At 66.2% G+C, this 17,579-nt stretch carries 17 protein-coding genes; 11 read left to right on the forward strand and 6 right to left on the reverse strand.

Annotation, left to right across the window (positions count from 1 at the left end; genetic code table 11):
* Window positions 1–178 precede the first annotated feature (178 nt).
* Entirely contained in the window at window positions 179–412 is a 234-nt protein-coding gene (locus VIM12_RS02350) for a hypothetical protein (protein WP_331939998.1), read from the reverse strand.
* A gap of 313 nt (window positions 413–725) precedes the next feature.
* On the opposite strand from VIM12_RS02350, the gene VIM12_RS02355 reads away from it, so the two are divergent.
* From VIM12_RS02355 to VIM12_RS02390, 8 genes are all read left to right on the forward strand, one after another.
* Window positions 726–2,342, forward strand: coding sequence for a hypothetical protein (locus tag VIM12_RS02355; RefSeq protein WP_331939999.1), 1,617 nt, complete (start codon window positions 726–728; stop codon window positions 2,340–2,342).
* Between the two features lie 131 nt (window positions 2,343–2,473).
* On the forward strand, window positions 2,474–3,373 hold the full coding sequence (locus VIM12_RS02360) for a LysR substrate-binding domain-containing protein (RefSeq protein WP_331940000.1): 900 nt from the start codon (window positions 2,474–2,476) through the stop codon (window positions 3,371–3,373).
* 101 nt (window positions 3,374–3,474) lie between these two features.
* Window positions 3,475–4,203 carry an SDR family NAD(P)-dependent oxidoreductase gene (locus VIM12_RS02365; RefSeq protein ID WP_331940001.1) on the forward strand — a complete coding sequence of 243 codons (729 nt, stop codon included), beginning with the start codon at window positions 3,475–3,477 and terminating at the stop codon, window positions 4,201–4,203.
* Window positions 4,204–4,416: 213 nt separating this feature from the next.
* On the forward strand, window positions 4,417–5,127 hold the full coding sequence (locus VIM12_RS02370; RefSeq protein WP_331940002.1) for a hypothetical protein: 711 nt from the start codon (window positions 4,417–4,419) through the stop codon (window positions 5,125–5,127).
* Window positions 5,128–5,228: 101 nt separating this feature from the next.
* Window positions 5,229–6,449, forward strand: a complete 1,221-nt coding sequence (locus VIM12_RS02375; RefSeq protein ID WP_331940003.1) for a helix-turn-helix domain-containing protein — start codon at window positions 5,229–5,231, stop codon at window positions 6,447–6,449.
* Between the two features lie 54 nt (window positions 6,450–6,503).
* Entirely contained in the window at window positions 6,504–7,184 is a 681-nt protein-coding gene (locus VIM12_RS02380) for a hypothetical protein (RefSeq protein WP_331940004.1), read from the forward strand.
* A gap of 99 nt (window positions 7,185–7,283) precedes the next feature.
* On the forward strand, window positions 7,284–8,066 hold the full coding sequence (locus VIM12_RS02385) for a thioredoxin family protein (RefSeq protein ID WP_331940005.1): 783 nt from the start codon (window positions 7,284–7,286) through the stop codon (window positions 8,064–8,066).
* Between the two features lie 31 nt (window positions 8,067–8,097).
* The gene (locus VIM12_RS02390; protein WP_331940006.1) at window positions 8,098–8,676 is read left to right on the forward strand and encodes a hypothetical protein; all 579 of its coding nucleotides are present in this window, start codon (window positions 8,098–8,100) and stop codon (window positions 8,674–8,676) included.
* Between the two features lie 24 nt (window positions 8,677–8,700).
* On the opposite strand, the gene VIM12_RS02395 is transcribed toward VIM12_RS02390, so the two are convergent.
* The 5 genes from VIM12_RS02395 to dnaA form a co-directional block, all read right to left on the reverse strand.
* On the reverse strand, window positions 8,701–9,396 hold the full coding sequence (locus VIM12_RS02395; RefSeq protein ID WP_331940007.1) for a hypothetical protein: 696 nt from the start codon (window positions 9,394–9,396) through the stop codon (window positions 8,701–8,703).
* Between the two features lie 164 nt (window positions 9,397–9,560).
* The gene (locus VIM12_RS02400) at window positions 9,561–10,193 is read right to left on the reverse strand and encodes a YiiX/YebB-like N1pC/P60 family cysteine hydrolase (protein ID WP_331940008.1); all 633 of its coding nucleotides are present in this window, start codon (window positions 10,191–10,193) and stop codon (window positions 9,561–9,563) included.
* Window positions 10,194–10,830: 637 nt separating this feature from the next.
* Window positions 10,831–13,332 carry a DNA topoisomerase (ATP-hydrolyzing) subunit B gene (gene gyrB / locus VIM12_RS02405; RefSeq protein WP_331940009.1) on the reverse strand — a complete coding sequence of 834 codons (2,502 nt, stop codon included), beginning with the start codon at window positions 13,330–13,332 and terminating at the stop codon, window positions 10,831–10,833.
* A gap of 152 nt (window positions 13,333–13,484) precedes the next feature.
* Entirely contained in the window at window positions 13,485–14,591 is a 1,107-nt protein-coding gene (gene dnaN / locus VIM12_RS02410; RefSeq protein ID WP_331940010.1) for a DNA polymerase III subunit beta, read from the reverse strand.
* Between the two features lie 252 nt (window positions 14,592–14,843).
* Window positions 14,844–16,250 (reverse strand): chromosomal replication initiator protein DnaA, encoded by a 1,407-nt coding sequence (gene dnaA, locus VIM12_RS02415; RefSeq protein ID WP_331940011.1) that lies wholly within the window; start codon window positions 16,248–16,250, stop codon window positions 14,844–14,846.
* Between the two features lie 504 nt (window positions 16,251–16,754).
* Between dnaA and rpmH the strand changes: the two genes are divergently transcribed.
* Genes rpmH through yidD form a run of 3 tightly spaced genes read left to right on the forward strand, consistent with a single transcriptional unit; the run spans window position 16,755 to window position 17,555 of the window.
* Window positions 16,755–16,889, forward strand: coding sequence for a 50S ribosomal protein L34 (gene rpmH / locus VIM12_RS02420; RefSeq protein WP_331940012.1), 135 nt, complete (start codon window positions 16,755–16,757; stop codon window positions 16,887–16,889).
* Between the two features lie 40 nt (window positions 16,890–16,929).
* A complete protein-coding gene (gene rnpA, locus VIM12_RS02425; protein ID WP_331940013.1) occupies window positions 16,930–17,319 on the forward strand; it encodes a ribonuclease P protein component in 390 nt (129 codons plus the stop codon).
* A complete protein-coding gene (gene yidD, locus VIM12_RS02430; RefSeq protein WP_331940014.1) occupies window positions 17,319–17,555 on the forward strand; it encodes a membrane protein insertion efficiency factor YidD in 237 nt (78 codons plus the stop codon). The genes rnpA and yidD overlap by 1 nt, the downstream gene beginning before the upstream one ends.
* The last annotated feature ends 24 nt before the right edge of the window (window positions 17,556–17,579 follow it).

A 17,579-nucleotide genomic window follows, 5' to 3' on the forward strand; every position in this document is an offset into this window, starting at 1 on the left:
GCCGCCGGGCACGCCGCACGATCGTACCGGGCCGCCAGCCACGAGCAGACGTGGTCGACCGTCGGTGATCGAACGGGTGTTGCAGGCGACTGCCGTGCAGGCGGGCCGGAGCACCGGTACGGGCCGGCGCTGCCACCGGGGCAATGGCAAAGCGCCACGACCGGCCCGGCTCACTGCCTCAACTGCCCTTGTTGCCCCCGGGAGGGGCTGGCTCGCCGTTGTTGGTGGCGGCGCCGGTGGCGCCGTCGCTGAAGCCGGCGTCGCCTTCCTTCTTGCCGGCATTGGCGCCACCGCCGCTGCCACTGCCGCGCGCGCGGTCGGGATCGCCGCCGCTCTCCGCGGATACGCCGTTATTGGTGCGATCGGTATTTACGCCGTCGCTGAAGTGGGAATCGCCTTTCTTGTCGACCATTTCTTGCTCCTGTCCAGGTGGGAATCAGACGCGGGCAGCGCCCGTGCCGTGCGCGGGATGCATGGCATACCGCACTTCTCGTGCATCTCCCCTTAGACCGCTCATTGCCGATTCGATCACCGCTGTGCGCCTTTCGGCTGCTGGCAACTCTTCTCCCCGGGGTTCCCTCTCTGACATTTCGCAAACAGTCGAACCGGGCTTTCGCAACAGGTCCCGGAACAACCTTATATTTTTGCAAGCTTCCCGGACGGCAGTCCCGGGGGCAAAGGCCGCGCGAGCCGGCCCCATTCCAATAACAAGAGGAGACACCAAGATGCATCGTATTGCTGCACTACTGACCGTCGCCGCCCTCGTCGCCGGTTGCGCCACCGGGCCACGCACCACGACGCCGGGCAAGCCCGAAGTCCTCGTCGCGCCATCCAACTTCAAGGGCGTCCACGGCCTCGCCATCGACCGGCAGGGCCGCCTGCTCGCCGGCAGCGTGACCGGCAGCGCGCTCTACGAAGTGGACGCGCGCAGCGGCAATGCGCGCATCCTGGTCGCCCCGCCGGATGGACAGGCGGACGACATCGCGTTCGGCCCGCGCGGCGAGATGGCCTGGACCGGCTTCCTGCAGGGCGTGCTGCGCTATCGGGAATCGGACGCGGCGCCGATCCGCGTGCTCGCCAAGGACCTGCCCGGCATTAACTCCGTTGCCTTCGACCAGAAGACCGGCAGGCTGTTTGCAACCCAGGTGTTCCTTGGGGATGCGCTGTGGGAAATCGACGTCGCCGGGTCGCGGCCGCCGCGCCTGATCCGGAAGGATCTCGGCGGCCTCAACGGCTTCGAGGTGGGTGCGGACGGATGGATCTACGGGCCGCTGTGGTTCAAGGGCCAGGTGGTCCGTGTGAATCCGGACTCGGGCGAGATGCAGACGGTCGCGACGGGATTCAGCACGCCGGCCGCCGTCAACTTCGACTCCAGGGGCAACCTGTACGTGATCGACACGAAGACCGGCGAGCTGTTCCGCATCCCGCCCGGCGGCAAGCCGGCCAGGATCGCACAACTGAAGCCGAGCCTGGACAACCTGGCGATCGACCGGCAGGACAGGATCTACGTGTCCAACATGGCGGACAACGGCATCGAGGAAGTCGACCCGGCCAGCGGCAAGGTGCGGGTGGTGACCCGCGGCGATGTCGCGGTGCCCGGCGGCCTGTCGCTGTCGGCGGACGGCCGGACCCTGTTCGTCGCCGACGTGTTCGCCTTCCGCGCCATCGACACCACGAGCGGCAAGGTGACCGACATCCATCGCATGCAGGCGTCCGACATGGAGTACCCATTTGCCGTCAGCACCGGCGAACGCTTCCAGCTGCTGACCAGCTGGTTCACCGGCACGCTGCAGGTGCTCGACCGGCGCAGCAACAAGACAGTCGCGATGCTGCACGGCCTAAAGGCGCCGTCGGCGGCGCTGGAGCTCGCGGACGGCTCGGTGCTGGTGGCGGAAATGGGCACCGGCACCATCGCCCAGCTGCGCGGCGACGGCTTCAAGGAGCGGTCGGTGGTGGTCAGGGATCTTGTCGGCCCGGTCCAGCTGATTGCCGGCCGCGACGGCAACCTGTACCTGACGGAAGCCGCCGGCCGGCTGTCCCGCATCAGTCCGCGCGACTGGAGCAAGACGATCGTCGCCGACGGCCTGCTGCTGCCCGAAGGCGTGGCCGAAACCCCCGACCGCCGCTTCATCGTCGCTGAAGCCGGCGCGGCCCGGTTGACCGAGATCGATCCCGCCTCCGGCGCGCGCCGGGTCATCGCCGCCGACCTGCCGATCGGCTTCGAAGCCGCGCCGGGCATGCCGCCCTCGAACATCCCGACCGGCGTCGCCGTCGACGCCCGCGGCAACATCTACTTCAGCGCCGACCGCAACAACGCCGTGTACCGCATCCCGGCGCGCTGAGCGCCCGGCCCTGCCCGGCCCTCCCGCGCTGCGAGGGAGGGCCGGCCCATCCCGCTCCCGGCGGCATGCGCGCGTGAACTGTGCCACCATGCACGCCGTGCGCAACCGGCGAACGAGATGGGGACAAGGATATGGACGACCTGAATGACCTGGCGCTGTTCCTCCAGGTGGTGGATGCCGGCGGCTTTTCCGCCGCCGAACGCGAAACCGGCATCGCGAAGTCCCGGCTGAGCCGGCGCGTCGCGGCACTGGAAGCGCAGCTCGGCGTCCGCCTGGTCCAGCGCTCCACCCATCATGTCCACGTCACCGAGATCGGCGCGCGGGTGGCGCGCCATGCACGCACCATCGTCGACGAGGCCGAGGCGATCCGCGCGATAGTCGCCGACGCCCAGGCCGAACCCACCGGCCTGGTCCGCGTCAGCGCCTCGCCCCTGTCCGGCGAGCTGCACCTGTCCGCCTGGCTGGCCGACTTCATGCGCCTGTATCCGAAAGTACGGGTATCGCTCGACCTGACCAACCGCTATGTCGACCTGCTCGCCGAGCGCGTCGACCTGGCATTGCGTTTCTCCGGCACGCCGCTGCAGGCCGCCGAGCTCGTCGCCCGCCCGATCGGCGCCGGCCGCATGATCCTGGTGGCGAGTCCCGACTGCCTCGAACGCCACGGCGAGCCCGCCGGACTGGACGCGCTGCACCGCTTTCCCGCGCTCGGCCAGGGCACGCTCGAATCGATCCGGCCGTGGATATTCCGCGCCGGCGACGGCGGCAGCTTCACCCACCCGCCGCAGCCCTGCTTTGTCTCCGGCAGCCTGCTCGCGCTGCGCGCTGCCGCGCTGCGCGGCGCCGGGCTCGCCTACCTTCCGGCCGAGGCCTGCGAGGAAGCCCTGCGCGCCGGCGAACTGCGCGAACTGCTGCCCGCGCACGCACCGCCCGGCTCGACCCTGTATGCGGTCTATCCCGCGCGGCGCGGCTTGACCACCGCCGTCCGCAGCCTGATCGGCTTCCTCGAAGAGCGCTACCGCAGCCTGTCCTGATCGTTCCATTGCTGGAACGCGCCGTTGCGCCGGCGCCGGCTACCCGCCGCACTGCCTTCTGTCTATCGTCTCCCTCTCATCAACCACGCAAGGAGAAGGACATGAAGAACAAGATTGCCGTCGTCACCGGCGGCTCACGCGGCATCGGCGCAGGTATCGCGCGCAAGCTTGCCGCCGCAGGCGCCAGCGTCGCCGTCGTGTACCAGCGCCGGGCGGATGCCGCCGATGCCGTGGTGGCCGAACTGCGGCGGACCGGCGCAAAAGCGGCCGCCTGGCAGGCCGACGTCGCCGACCAGCTCGCGCTGGAACGGGTCATGCGGGAAGTGCGGGCCGCGTTCGGGCCGATCGACGCCCTGGTCAACTGCGCCGGCGTGTTCGATGGCGGCGCGGCCGGCGAGATCAGCCGGCAGTCGTTCGAGCACCTGTTCTTCACGAACACCTGGAGCGTGATCGCCGCGACCCAGGCCGCGCTGCCGCAATTCGCCGACCATGCCGCCGTCGTCAACCTGTCGACCAGCCTGGTGGCACGGCCGCAAGCCGGCACCAGCGTCTACACCGCGAGCAAGGCCGCGGTCGACAGCCTGACGCTGGGGTTCGCGATCGAACTCGGCGCGCGCGGCATCCGGGTCAATGCGGTCGGCCCGGCCGTCACCCACACCGACATGACGGCCGGATTGCCCGCCGACATGCTGGCCGAGGAAAAGCGGCTCACGCCGCTGGGACGTCTCGCCGAGACGGACGACATCGCCGATGCGGTGGCCTTCCTCTGCTCCGATGCGTCGCGCTGGATCACGGGGCGCAGCATCCTGGTGGACGGCGGCAGGAATTGATTGCCGCTGCCCGCCCCGGCCGCGGCGTCGGCAAGACCTGAAATGGCGACGGCGCGAGGGTAAATCCATTTGCTCTCGCCCTGTCCTCTGCGCAGTTTGCGGTGCCGCGGCCACGCGCGTTGCGGCAATTGCATTTACCCGCCCTGCCCGGCACGTCCCTTGCATCGATGCAGTATTGCCGGCGCACGGCAACCGCGCCAACGAGGACAGAAGATGCATACCTTCGCAAAAACCGCCATCGCCACCCTTGCCTTTGCCGCCGTTCACAGCGCGCTTGCCACACGGCAGGCGAAACAGGCGGCGGCCCGCCTGCTGGGCGACGAGCGCAGCGACGCCGCCTACCGCGTGTTCTATGTCGGGCAGGGGTTGCTCACATTCGCCGCACTCACCGCCTATTGCGCCAGCCTGCCGGCGCAGACCGTCTATCGCCTGCGCGGGCCGGGCGCGCTGCTGCTCCGCGCCGGACAGCTTGCCGGCCTCCTGCCGCTGGTGGCGGGCCTCCGGGAGGTCGGCCTGAAACGCTGGGCAGGCGTGGACAGGCTGCAGGCATGGCGGCACGGCCGGGCGCTGCCCGCGGCGCCGGCAGCGCAAGGGCCGGAACTCACCGAGGATGGCAGGCTGACCGCCGCGGGACCATTTCGCTGGTCCCGCCATCCCCTCAACTTCGCGGGTGTGCCGCTGTTCTGGCTGACACCGCACATGACCACGCGCCGGCTGGCCTTCAATGCGATCGGCACCGCCTACCTGGTGCTCGGCTCCCTGCACGAGGAGGCCCGGCTAAAGACGGCCTACGGCGATGCCTACGCGCGCTACCGGCAGAGCGGCGTCTCGTTCTTCTGGCCCACTGCGCATCGGCGTCCCGATGATGTGCGGCTGCCGGCCGCCGGCGACACGCCGCATTCGATAGCGCAAGCGTCCCGCTGACCTGGCTGTACCCGTTCGCCTCGGGCGCATCGTCCTCGCCTGCCGCGCACGCCGCCGCGGCACGGCGGGGCGGCCCGGGCGGCGCGGTGTAGGATGGCGTCATGGACTCCCTGATCACCGCCTCCGCGCGCGCGCTTGCGGCCGGCGACGCCCTCGCCGCCCTGAAGCGCATCGCCCTGCGCGACGATCCACCGGCGCTGGCGCTGCGCGGGATCGCGATGGCCCAGCTCGGCGAGCACCCGCGCGCCCGTGAACTGCTCCGGCGTGCCGCCCGCGGATTCGGCGCCCACGAGGAGCTGGCGCGGGCGCGCTGCATCGTCGCCGAGGCCGAGGTGGCGCTGGCGATGCGCGACTTCCGTGGATCGCCGCGCTCGCTTGCGGCCGCCACTGCCGCGCTCGATGCGCATGCCGACCGCGCCAATGCGCTGCAGGCGCGGCTGATCGCCACGCGCAGGCTTCTGCTGCTCGGCCGCCTTGACGAAGCCCGCACGGCCCATGCGCAGATCGACGCCGGCGCGCTCACGCCCCCGCTGATGGCGGTCGCCGAACTGATCACGGCGGAGATTGCGCTGCGCGCATTGCAGGTCGATGCGGCGCGCGATGCGCTCTCCCGCGCGCAGGAGGCCGCCGGCCGCGCGCGCCTGCCGGCGCTGGTGGCCGAAGTGGCGGAGGCACGACAGGCGCTCGACCGGCCAGCGGCCCGGCGCATTGCCGTCGGAACCGAACAAGCCCTGCGCCTCGACGAGGTGTCGGCGTTGCTGGCATCGGATGCGCTGGTGGTCGATGCCTGCTGCCGCGGGATAGGCAAAGGCGCCGACTGGCTGCGGCTGGCACGGCGACCGATCCTGTTCGCGCTGGCGCGGACGCTTGCCGAGGCATGGCCCGGCGACGCCAGCCGGGAAACCCTGATCGCCGACGCCTTCCGGACGCACCGGCCCGACGATTCGCACCGGGCGCGCCTGCGGGTGGAAATCGGACGCCTGCGCGGCCTCGTCAAGGCGATGGCCGACATCGAGGCCACGCCGCAAGGCTTCGCCCTGAGGACGCGCGACGGCCGCCCGGTCGTCGTGCTCGCCCCGCCCATCGACGGCGACCAGGCATCCCTGGTGGCGCTGCTCTCCGATGGTGCCGCCTGGTCGACCTCGTCGCTGGCGCTGGCCCTGGGCGCGAGCCAGCGCACCGTCCAGCGCGCGCTCGTCGAACTCGAGGCCGCCGGACGCGTGCGCGCGTCCGGCCGCGCACGGGCGCAACGGTGGCTTGCGCCGCCGCTGGCCGGATTCACGACGATCTTGTTACTCCCTGCCGCGCTGCCGATTCTTTAGAGTGGTCCTGCGGCTGCGATGCGGGCCGCACCTCACCAGTAAAAGGAGCCATTGATGACCAGCAAGACGAACAAGGATGCCTCCCCGTCCAAGGCGCGCGCGGCCGAGGTGGTGCGCGAGTACGGTCCGTTCGACAAGGCAGCCAGCGTGGCCGGCGTCACCTTCGACGGCCGCCATGTCTGGGCCGCCACCGGCAGCAGGCTCGTCGCCTTCGACCCGGCGAGCGGCGAGACCGCGCGCACGATCGAGCATGCCTGCGACGCCGGCACCGCCTTCGACGGCCGGTATCTCTACCAGATCGCCGAGGCACGCATCGACAAGATCGACCCTGCCACCGGCAACATCCTGGCAACCATCCCGGCGCCGGGCAACGGCAACGACTCGGGCCTCACCTGGGCGGAAGGCAGCCTGTGGGTGGGCCAGTACCGCGCCCGCAAGATCTACCAGATCGATCCCGCGACCGGCGCCATCAGGCGCACCATCGAGTCCAACCGCTTCGTCACCGGCGTCACCTGGGCCGACGGCGAGCTGTGGCACGGCACCTGGGAGGGCGACGACAGCGACCTGCGCCGCATCGACCCGCACAGCGGCGCGGTGCTCGAGCAACTCCGGATGCCGCCCGGCGCCGGCGTCAGCGGACTCGAATACGACGGCGCCGCCCTCTTCTACTGCGGCGGCGGCGGGAGCGGAAAGGTGCGCGCGGTACGGCGGCCCAAGGCCGCGTCCGACGCGTAGAACCACCGCGCGCTGCAATGCAGGAGCGCTTCCCGCGCGCGGGCGGCAGGGCAGCGCATCGCCCAGACCATGACGGCACTACGAGCCAAGGAGCAGGACATGTCTACCCTCACCAATGAAACCATCCCCCTTCATCATCCCGTCGTGTCGCGGGACCAGTGGATTGCCGCGCGCAAGTCGCTGCTGGCGCGCGAGAAGGCACTGACGCGACTGGGCGACCAGATCGCCCGCGAGCGCCGCGCGCTGCCCTGGGTGCGTATTGACAAGGACTATGTGTTCGACACGCCCGACGGCCGGCGCACGCTCGCCGAACTGTTCGACGGCCGGCGCCAGCTGCTGGTGCAGCACTTCATGTTTGCCCCCGGTTGGGAGCAGGGCTGCAAGAGCTGTTCCTACATGGCCGACCACAACGACGGCGCCAACCCGCACCTGGCGCAGCGCGATGTCACGCTGCTGGTCGTCTCGCGCGCCCCGCTGGCCGACATCGAGCGCTTCCGCCGCCGCATGGGCTGGCAGTTCAGATGGGTGTCCTCGCACGACAGCGACTTCAACCGCGACTTCTGCGTCAGCTTCACCCCGGAAGAACAAGCCAGGGGCGAGGTCTACTACAACTATGTGATGCAGCCCTTTCCGCAGGCGGAGGCGCCCGGCGTCAGCGTGTTCTACAAGGACGACGCGGGCCAGGTCTTCCACACCTATTCGACCTACGGCCGGGGCGTGGAGGTAATGATGGGCACCTACCCGCTGCTGGACCTGACACCGATCGGCCGCAACGAGGACGGCCTCGGCCATACGATGGAGTGGGTACGGCATCACGACCGCTACACGCCCGCCCCGCCAGCGAAGCCCGCCAGCGGATCGTGCTGTCATGCGACCGCCTGAAAGACGACCGGACTAAGCAGGCGCATGCATCATGACCGGCATCTGGCCCTGGCTGGCAGTCGCCGCCGCCGGCGCGCTGCACGGCCTGAACCCTGCCTCCGGTTGGTTGCTCGCCGCCGCATGGGGCGTGCGTGGGCGCGAATGGTCGCGCGCGCTGCGCGCCCTGCTGCCCATCGCCATCGGCCATGCCGCCTCGGTCGCCATCGTCGCGACCGCAGTGGCCGTCGGCCTGTCCCTGGATCGCCTCCTGCTGCAGGCAATGGCAGCCGCGCTGCTGGCCGTCGTCGTGGTCGTTCACCTGTGGGAACGCAGCCGTCCCGCACAACGCACCCCGTCGGGACCCGCAGCCCTGGCGCTCTGGTCCTTCATCATGTCCACCGCGCACGGCGCCGGGCTGATGCTGGTCCCGGCGCTGGTCCCGCTCTGCATCGGAAACACCGCGTCCGGGACGGTCGGCGCATCGGATCCACTGATGCTGGCGGTTGCGGCAGTCGGCGTCCACACGGCCGCGATGCTCGCAGTGACCGCCATCATCGCCAGCGGCGTCTGCCGTGGCGTCGATGCCGGCGTCCGGTTGCTCCGCAGCCGCAAGGGAAAGCTTCAGTCCTGATGAGGGCTTGCATGCCTAACGTCTTTACAGGGAGTTCAGGAGGAAGACGATCGCAAACGCCGGCAGGGAAAGGACGCAGAGGATCAGGAAGGCCATTGCCGAGCGTGTACGCGTTACCGCATTGGCTTCCCGAAAAGCGCCCCAGGCGGCGATGCCCCAGACGAGGGCCAGGAAAAGACCGGTGCCGAGAGTACAGGCGAAGAAGAGTTGCGCAGAAGGGCTAAGAAGCTCGATATCCGGAACTCCCGATCTCATCGCGTCCTTCAATGCTTCCGTCCCGTCGGGATCGAGCCGTTGTGTGACCGCGTATGCCAGCAGGTTGGCACCGCCGACGATATAGAGAATCGGTCCGGAGGCGTACGCCTGCAGGACAAACAGTTGCCTGAAGCTCGCCTTCCCGTTCACCGCCAGCCACGACAGGCGCAGCACGACCAGCCACAGCAGTATGTAGAACGTCGTCAGTGCGAACAACGAGGCCACTCCCTGCACCGAATGCCCATCGGGGTTGCCTCTCAGGATATTCTCGGCCAGGAACAGCAGCAGCAGGCTCAGGCCAAGAAAGAGACACGATGCCTGAAAATCGCCTTGATCCGCCACCTGCTTCCGTTGCAGGAATGTTTTGGGCGCAAAGAAAAGCTCAAGCAAGTCGGAAAAATATACCGGCAGAACCGCAACCGACTTCTCAAGAATATCCTTCACCCTATCCTCCTGAGTTGCCATGGCGTGGCGCCATCGAATGGCACAAGCGGGGACGAAACGGTATCGCACCCGAAGCCCCTGCGCTTCAGCCAGGGTGGCGCAGGCGAAGGCAGGCGAGGATCGCCGGGAAGTACACGTTGGGTGAGGGGATGCGGCTACTTGCGCCGCCCGCTCCCAGGCGGCCGCTACCCGATATAGAACGCATTCTGATCGATCTCCCTGGTGCCCGGTCCCTGCGGTCCCATATCAAACTCGCACACGCAATCGACGTCCGGATCACTCGCAATATGCTCCGGGAAAATGAAGCCTTTTTCGTGGCGAGGAAAACGAATGCCGATCTGCTGGAAGCAGACGTCGACGAATTCCGAGCAGATGTAGGCGTCGTTCTGGCCCGGCTTCCCGATCCCCAGCGTCACCCGCGCCAGTATCCGGCCTATCTCCTCCTTGTCGTACTTGCGGTTGAGCTTGTCGGCGGCGATGCCCAGCAATTGCTCGGCGTCCGTCTCGCTGAAAGGCCGGCGGTGGCGGGCCAGGAAGATCCGTCCGTCATACGGCTTTCCGCAGCACTCATAGTCATGCACATACTGACTGAGGGGCACCGCCCGCACGCCATCGTCCTCGACGCTTTCCACAAGGAGCACGCGCTTGTTCCATGGGAAGACAAAACCCACATGGCTGAAAAGCGAGCCGGAGAAGTGGCGAATCACGCGGCTGACCGGGTAGTTGCCCGAGGTGAAGACGATGTCGCCGGTCCGCATTTCATTTCGCATATCCTCGTACTTCCTGCGCGGCAGGTCGTCGAGATCGGTCGTGTTCATATGCACCTCCAGCTACGAAAAATGGAGCGCACGATGCAACGAAACTCGTGCGGGGTGAAGGATCCGCGACAGTAATGCGGCGTCGCTGCGCTGCTTCACTGAGCGGCCCCATCGTCTCGCGAAAGAACGGTCCGCCCTGTTCTCGAAAACGCCCTGAAGTACGTTCTGCCGCCGTCTCCGGTTTTTCGGAATCGCCGTCGCTTCTGTACACCAGTGACAGCGCGGCCAGTTCTCGCGCCGCCTATGCGGGTCCATTGCATGCGGCATCCGCCTGAACGGCAACGCAGTGGCGTCGTGAATGGCGCCCCTTGTGAGGGAATCGATGCTCTCAATGTATGAAGCCTGTGCATCGCCGACAACCGTAACATCGATCCGCTTTGATCTGGAACGAAGCTTGCCAAATGAGAACGCCCGCTATCGCTCGCCCGCTGCCTACATCCTGGGACACGACGCGCAGCAACTATCGGATGCCCCATGCGAGGCCGATGCGGCAAAAAGGGAAACCTGTCCGGGGGACGGTGGCGTACAGGAACGGCCGAGGACGCAGCCTCATTCAACGTTTCATTTCCGCGCAGCCGCCCCAAACGAAAAGGGCCGACAACGCGGCCCTTTTTCTAGACTTCAACTTGCGACAGCATCACACGTCGATATTCCCCGCCTGCAGCGCATTCAATTCAATAAACGCCCTGCGTGGCTCCACGTCGTCGCCCATCAGCGTCGTGAAGATCTGGTCCGCGGCAATCGCGTCCTCGATCTGCACCTTGAGCAGGCGGCGGACGTTGGGATCCATCGTGGTTTCCCACAGCTGCTCGGGGTTCATCTCGCCCAGGCCCTTGTAGCGCTGCTTGCTGACGCCGCGCTCGGCTTCCGAACGCAGCCAGTTCATCGCTTCGTGGAAGTCGCGTATCGCGATCTCCTTTGCCTTGTCGCCCTGGCCGCGGCGGGCCATGGCGCCGGGGCCGATCAGGCCCTTGAAGGTGGCGGCGGCGCCGGCCAGCGTCTGGTAGTCGGGGCCGTGCAGGAACTCGGCGTCGATCACGGTCATCTTCAGGTTGCCGAAGTGACGGCGCTGGATGGACAGGCTGTGCTTGGCGGAGAGCTCGTCGGCCCTGACGATGACCTCGACGTCGGGGTCGTTGATCGCGGCGCGCAATGCTGCGGCGGAGGCCTCGGCACTGCCGGCGTCGTCGAGATTGAGCGTGACGCCGTTCATGATCGCCGACAGGGCGGCGTCATCGATCGCGCGCGACAGGCGCATGATGATGGCGTTCGCGGTGTTGTACTGGCGGACCAGCTCGGCGAGCGCGTCGCCGATGATCGGCTGGGCGCCATCCTGCGGGATGATGGCCGAGTCGTGCAGCGCGATCTGCATCATGTACTGCGCTTCCTCGATGTCGTCCTTCAGGTAGCGCTCGTCCTTGCCGTGCTTGACCTTGTACAGCGGCGGCTGCGCGATGTACACGTGGCCGCGCTCGACCAGCTGCGGCATCTGGCGATACAGCAGCGTCAGCAGCAGGGTGCGGATGTGCGCGCCGTCGACGTCGGCATCGGTCATGATGATGATGCGGTGGTAGCGCAGCTTCTCGACGTTGAATTCGTCCGGGCCGATGCTGGTGCCGAGGGTGGCGATCAGCGTGGTGATCTGCTCCGACGACAGCATCTTCTCGAAGCGCGCCTTCTCGACGTTGAGCACCTTGCCGCGCAGCGGCAGGATGGCCTGGAATTTCCGGTCGCGGCCCTGCTTGGCGGAGCCGCCTGCGGAGTCGCCCTCGACGATATACAGCTCGCACAGCGCCGGGTCCTTCTCCTGGCAGTCGGCCAGCTTGGCGGACAGGCCGAGGCCGTCCATCACGCCCTTGCGGCGGGTCAGCTCGCGGGCCTTGCGGGCCGCTTCGCGCGCACGCGCGGCCTCGACGATCTTGCCGCAGATGATCTTGGCGTCGTTCGGCTTCTCGAGCAGGAAGTCGGTCAGGGTCTTGGCGACGATCTCCTCGACCGGGCCGCGCACTTCCGACGACACCAGCTTGTCCTTGGTCTGCGAGCTGAACTTCGGCTCGGGCACCTTCACCGACAGCACGCAGGTCAGGCCCTCGCGCATGTCGTCGCCGGAGACTTCGACCTTGGCCTTCTTGGCGAGGTCGTTCTCCTCGATGTACTTGTTGATGACGCGCGTCATCGCCGCGCGCAGGCCGGTCAGGTGAGTGCCGCCGTCGCGCTGGGGGATGTTGTTGGTGAAGCAGAGCACCTGCTCGTTGAAGGCGTCGTTCCACTGCATCGACACGTCGACGCCGATGGTCGTGCCATGCTCCGATACTTTCTCGCCGGTGGCCTGGAAGATGGTCGGGTGCAGCACGTTCTTGTTCTTGTTGATGTATTCGACGAAACCGCGGGTGCCGCCTTCGAATGCGAAGTTCTCTTCCTTGCCGGTGCGCTGGTCGCTCAGCTTGATGTGCACGCCGTTGTTGAGGAAGGAGAGTTCGCGGATGCGCTTGGCCAGGATGTCGTAGTGGAACTCGACGTGGGTGAAGATCTCCTCGTCGGCCCAGAAGTGCACCTCGGTGCCGCGCTTGTCGGTTTCGCCGGTGACCTTGATCGGCGAGACGGCGACGCCTTCCTGGGTCTCCAGCTCGCGGTTCTGCACCACGCCCTTCGCGAATTCCATCTGGTGCACCTTGCCGTCGCGCCGGATGGTCAGGCGCAGCAGCTTGGACAGCGCGTTCACGCAGGAGACGCCGACGCCGTGCAGGCCGCCCGAGACCTTGTAGGAGTTCTGGTCAAACTTGCCGCCGGCGTGCAGTTCGGTCATCACGATCTCGGCCGCGCTGCGCTTGGGATCGTGCTTGTCGTCCCACTTGATGCCGGTCGGGATGCCGCGCCCGTTGTCCGTGATCGAGATCGAGTTGTCGGCGTGGATCGTGACGTGGATCTCGGTGCAGTGGCCGGCGAGGGCCTCATCGATCGAGTTGTCGAGCACTTCGAACACCAGGTGGTGCAGGCCGGTACCGTCGGACGTGTCGCCGATATACATGCCGGGACGCTTGCGGACCGCTTCCAGGCCTTCGAGGATCTGGATCGAGGATGCGCTGTACTGGCTGCCGGGCTGCGGCTCGCGGGGTGCTTCTTGGGGGAGTGCGGACATGGCTACCTTCTGTGTTTCGAAATACGACCAAAGAACGATTTGCCCGAACCGGAAAACCTCCGGCCGGCCAACGGAATGCAAAATCCTTAAAAGTGGCAAAGGGGCGCGCTCTGTTGCCGCCGCCCCCTTTTTCTATCCAGTCTTCATCCTCATCAGATCCGCATCGGCATCACGACATACTTGAAGTCGGTGTTTTCCGGTACGGTGATCAGTGCGGACGAGTTGGCATCGCCGAGGGCGATGTTGACGTTGTCCGACTTCAGGTTGTTCAGCACGTCGAGCAGGTAGGTGACGTTGAATCCGATGTCGACGGCATCGCCGCCGTAATCGATCTCGAGTTCTTCGACCGCTTCTTCCTGGTCGGCGTTGGTGGAGCTGATCTTCAGGCTGCCGGGGGCGATGATGCAGCGCACGCCCTTGAACTTGTCGCTCGTCATGATCGCCGCGCGCTGCAGTGCATGCAGCAGGGTCTGGCGGTCGATCGTGAAGTTGTTCTTGTAGCCCTTCGGGATCACGCGCGTGTAGTCGGGGAACTTGCCCTCGACGAGCTTGGAGATCAGCTCGATGTCGGCGAAGCTCAGCTTGACCTGGTTGTTGGCGATCTCGAGGTCCACCGGGTTGTCGAGGTCTTCCAGCAGGCGCTGCAGTTCAAGGATGGTCTTGCGCGGAATGATGACTTCCTGGCGCTGGAAATCCTGCTCGGTCTCGACCTGGCAGAACGCGAGGCGGTGGCCGTCGGTGGCGACCGCGATCACGTTCTTGCCGTCGACGACCAGCAGCAGGCCGTTCAGGTAGTAGCGGATGTCCTGCTGCGCCATCGCGAAGTGCACCATGTTGAACAGGTGCTTCAGGGTCTTCTGCGGCAGCGTGACCTTGGCGTTGTAGTGCTCCGCCTGCGCCACGGTCGGGAACTCCTCGGCGGCCAGGGTCTGCAGCGCGAAGCGCGACTTGCCGGACTGGACCGTCATCCGCTTGTTCGCGAGCGACAGCGAGACGTCGCCCGAGTCGGGCAGCGCGCGCAGGATGTCGAGCAGCTTGCGCGCGGCGACGGTGGTCGCGCCGACCTCGCCGCCACTGCCGACGTTCGCATGCGTGGTGATCTGCACTTCAATGTCGGTCGACAGGAAGGACACCTTCTCACCGTCCTTGCGAATGAGGATATTGGCCAGAATCGGCAGCGTGTGCCGACGCTCGACAATACCACTCACGATCTGCAGCGGCCGGAGCAGCGTGTCTCTTTGGGTCTTAACCAATTGCATGCTTTAGTCCTTGTAGTAATTGATTGAGGCTTTGCGATGGTTCTGGTGGCGGGGGCCGGCGGCGTCGCGGGCACAATCCCATATAAAGGCGAAACCCCTCTATTTTGACAGAAAAGGGGGCATCCCAAGAAATCTTCGCACCCGGTTTTTGTAATGATGACAACGGCGGGGCGGGTGGCGGAAAGCGCGGCTCCCGGCACCCCCGCGCTCCCTGCCGGCAGGACTTATCCACAAGCAGGGAGGCAGGGCTTCTCACCCCTTGAGCGTCTGCTCGAGCACATGCAGCTCATGGTTGACTTCCGGGTTTTTCGCGCGGTCGGCGGCGATCTTTCGTACCGCGTGCAGGACGGTCGTATGGTCGCGGCCGCCGAAGAGTTCGCCGATCTCGGGCAGGCTCTTCTGGGTCAGCTCCTTGGCCAGGTACATCGCGATCTGGCGGGGCCGGGCGATGTTGGCCGGGCGCTTCTTGGAGTACATGTCGGCGACCTTGATGTTGAAGAAATCGGCGACCGTCTTCTGGATGTTCTCCACCGAGATCTGCCGGTTCTGCACCGACAGCAGATCCTTCAGTGCTTCCTTGACAACATCGATCGTGATGTCCTTGCCGTGGAAGCGGGAGTACGCCAGGATCTTGCGCAGCGCGCCTTCCAGTTCGCGGACATTCGAACGCAGGTGCTTGGCGACGAAAAAGGCGACGTCGTCGTTCAGCACCGCGCCTTCCTGCGCCGCCTTTTTCAGCAGGATCGCCACCCGCATTTCCAGTTCGGGCGGCTCGACCGCGACCGTCAGGCCGGAGTCGAAACGGGAAATCAGGCGGTCGTCCATGCCGCTGATTTCCTTCGGATAGGTGTCGCTGGTGATGATGATCTGCTTCTTGGCGGCGATCAGCGCTTCGAACGCATAGAAGAATTCTTCCTGGGTCCGGCTCTTGCCGGCGAAGAACTGGATGTCGTCGATCAGCAGCATGTCCAGCGAGTGATAGTACCGCTTGAAGTCGTCGAAGCCCTTGCGCTGGTAAGCGGTCACTACGTCGCGAACATACTGTTCCGCATGGATGTAACGGATACGGACGTTGGCGTTCTCGGCCATCAGCTGGTTGCCGATCGCATGGATCAGGTGGGTCTTGCCGAGGCCGACGCCGCCGTACAGGAACAGCGGGTTGTAGGAGACGCCGGGATTGTTGGCGACCTGGATCGCGGCTGCCCGCGCCAGCTGGTTGGCCTTGCCGGTCACGAAGCTGTCGAAGGTGAGGGCAGGATTGATGCGGCTCTGATCGCGCTTCTTGGTTTCTTCTATATAAAGATCGGCCCGCTCGACGGCGGCCGGCATATCGACCACGGCGGCATGGTCACGGCCGTTCCCGGCGCCGTTGAGGGCGGCGGCGGCCGGTGCCGGCGCCGGCCTGCGCGCCGCGCCGGCACGCGGGTCGAGCACGAACTGGACCTCGATCGGCTCTTCCCAGTATTCGGAGGCGAGGGTCGTGATGCGGTTGGCGAACTGCGACTTGACCCAGTCAAGCTTGAAGCGGTTGGGGGCGGCGATGCGCAGACGGCCTTCCTCGAAATCGAGCGGCACCAGGGGTTTGATCCATGCACTGAACTGCTGCGGCGGGAGTTCCTGCTCCAGCATTGCGGAGCAAGTCTGCCAGAAATTTTCCATGGATTTTTCTATTAGTCTTCGTACGTGGAAACAAACTGAAGGCCGCGCGGACCCTGGGGAGTCGCGTCCTGCCCGGCTTCTCGACCGCGCCGCAGTCGCAGGTCCGTTACGGGAGAGCGCCCGGGGGCGGTTGCGCGGGAGGGCTATTCTATACCCGGGCAGCCATAGTTATCCACAGGGCGAATCATTTTTCCGACATAAAAAAGTGCTTGCAAAACCGGGGCGTTTGGGCGTGACCCCCATCCCTTGCACAGGCGTCAAGACGAGGGACGGAGCGCGGCACGGCGCGCGTCGCGCATGGCTTGCGGCGCGCCCCGGACGGACGGCGAAGCCGGCTCGACACCCTCCCTGGAAACAGGCGGCAAAGCGCCTAAGTGATTGACAGTGAAGGCAAACAGAGTGTCTAATTGCGGGTTCACTGCCTGTTGCGTTTTGTGTGCAGCACAAAACAAGAATGGGCTGAGCTGAGAACCGACCCATTTTTGCCGAATTAGCGAGATCAACATGAAACGTACTTACCAACCTTCCGTCGTCCGCCGCAAGCGCACCCACGGCTTCCGTGCACGCATGGCCACCCGCAACGGCCGTGCCATCCTGAACGCACGTCGCGCCAAGGGCCGCAAGCGCCTGGCTGTATAAAGCTGCACAAGCTTTACAAGCCGACACTGCCGTACCCAGCGTGAGCGAAGATTATTCACGCGACCGGCGTATTGTAAAAACGGATGAATTTTCATCCGTTTTTCGTTTGCGGCCGGTGCAACGCACTGCGCACTTCGTCCTGTACACGCGCAGCAATTCGCTCAGCCATGCCCGCCTGGGCGTCGTGGTCGCCAAGCGCTTTGCACCGCGCGCGGTCACGCGCAACACCATCAAGCGGATCACCCGCGAAACCTTCCGCCAGTCCACGCTGCCGGCAATCGATTGCATCGTCCGCCTGTCCAAGCCGGTGAACGCGAGAACCGGGCCAGCCACCTCCGCCAGCCTGAAGAACGCGCTGCGCCGGGAGGTGTCGCAGCTGCTGCGCTCCCAGCAGGCGGCCGCCGGCGCCGCGACCACGGAAGTGCAGTGATGAAACCGTTTTTGCTGCTACTATTGCGCGCGTATCAGCTGGGCATCAGCCCATTCCTCGGCCAGAAGTGCCGCTTCTACCCGAGCTGCTCCAGCTATGCGATGGAGGCAATCCGCTTGCACGGGTCGGCCAGGGGCAGCCTGCTGGCGCTGCGCCGGCTGTGCAAATGTCACCCCTGGCATCCCGGCGGCGTTGACCCGGTGCCGCCAAAAACCTGCAGTTGCCATCACCACTGAATTCCTGATCACTGAAGACTATTT

It is taken from the genome of Noviherbaspirillum sp. (assembly GCF_036563305.1).
Lineage (GTDB): Bacteria > Pseudomonadota > Gammaproteobacteria > Burkholderiales > Burkholderiaceae_D > Noviherbaspirillum.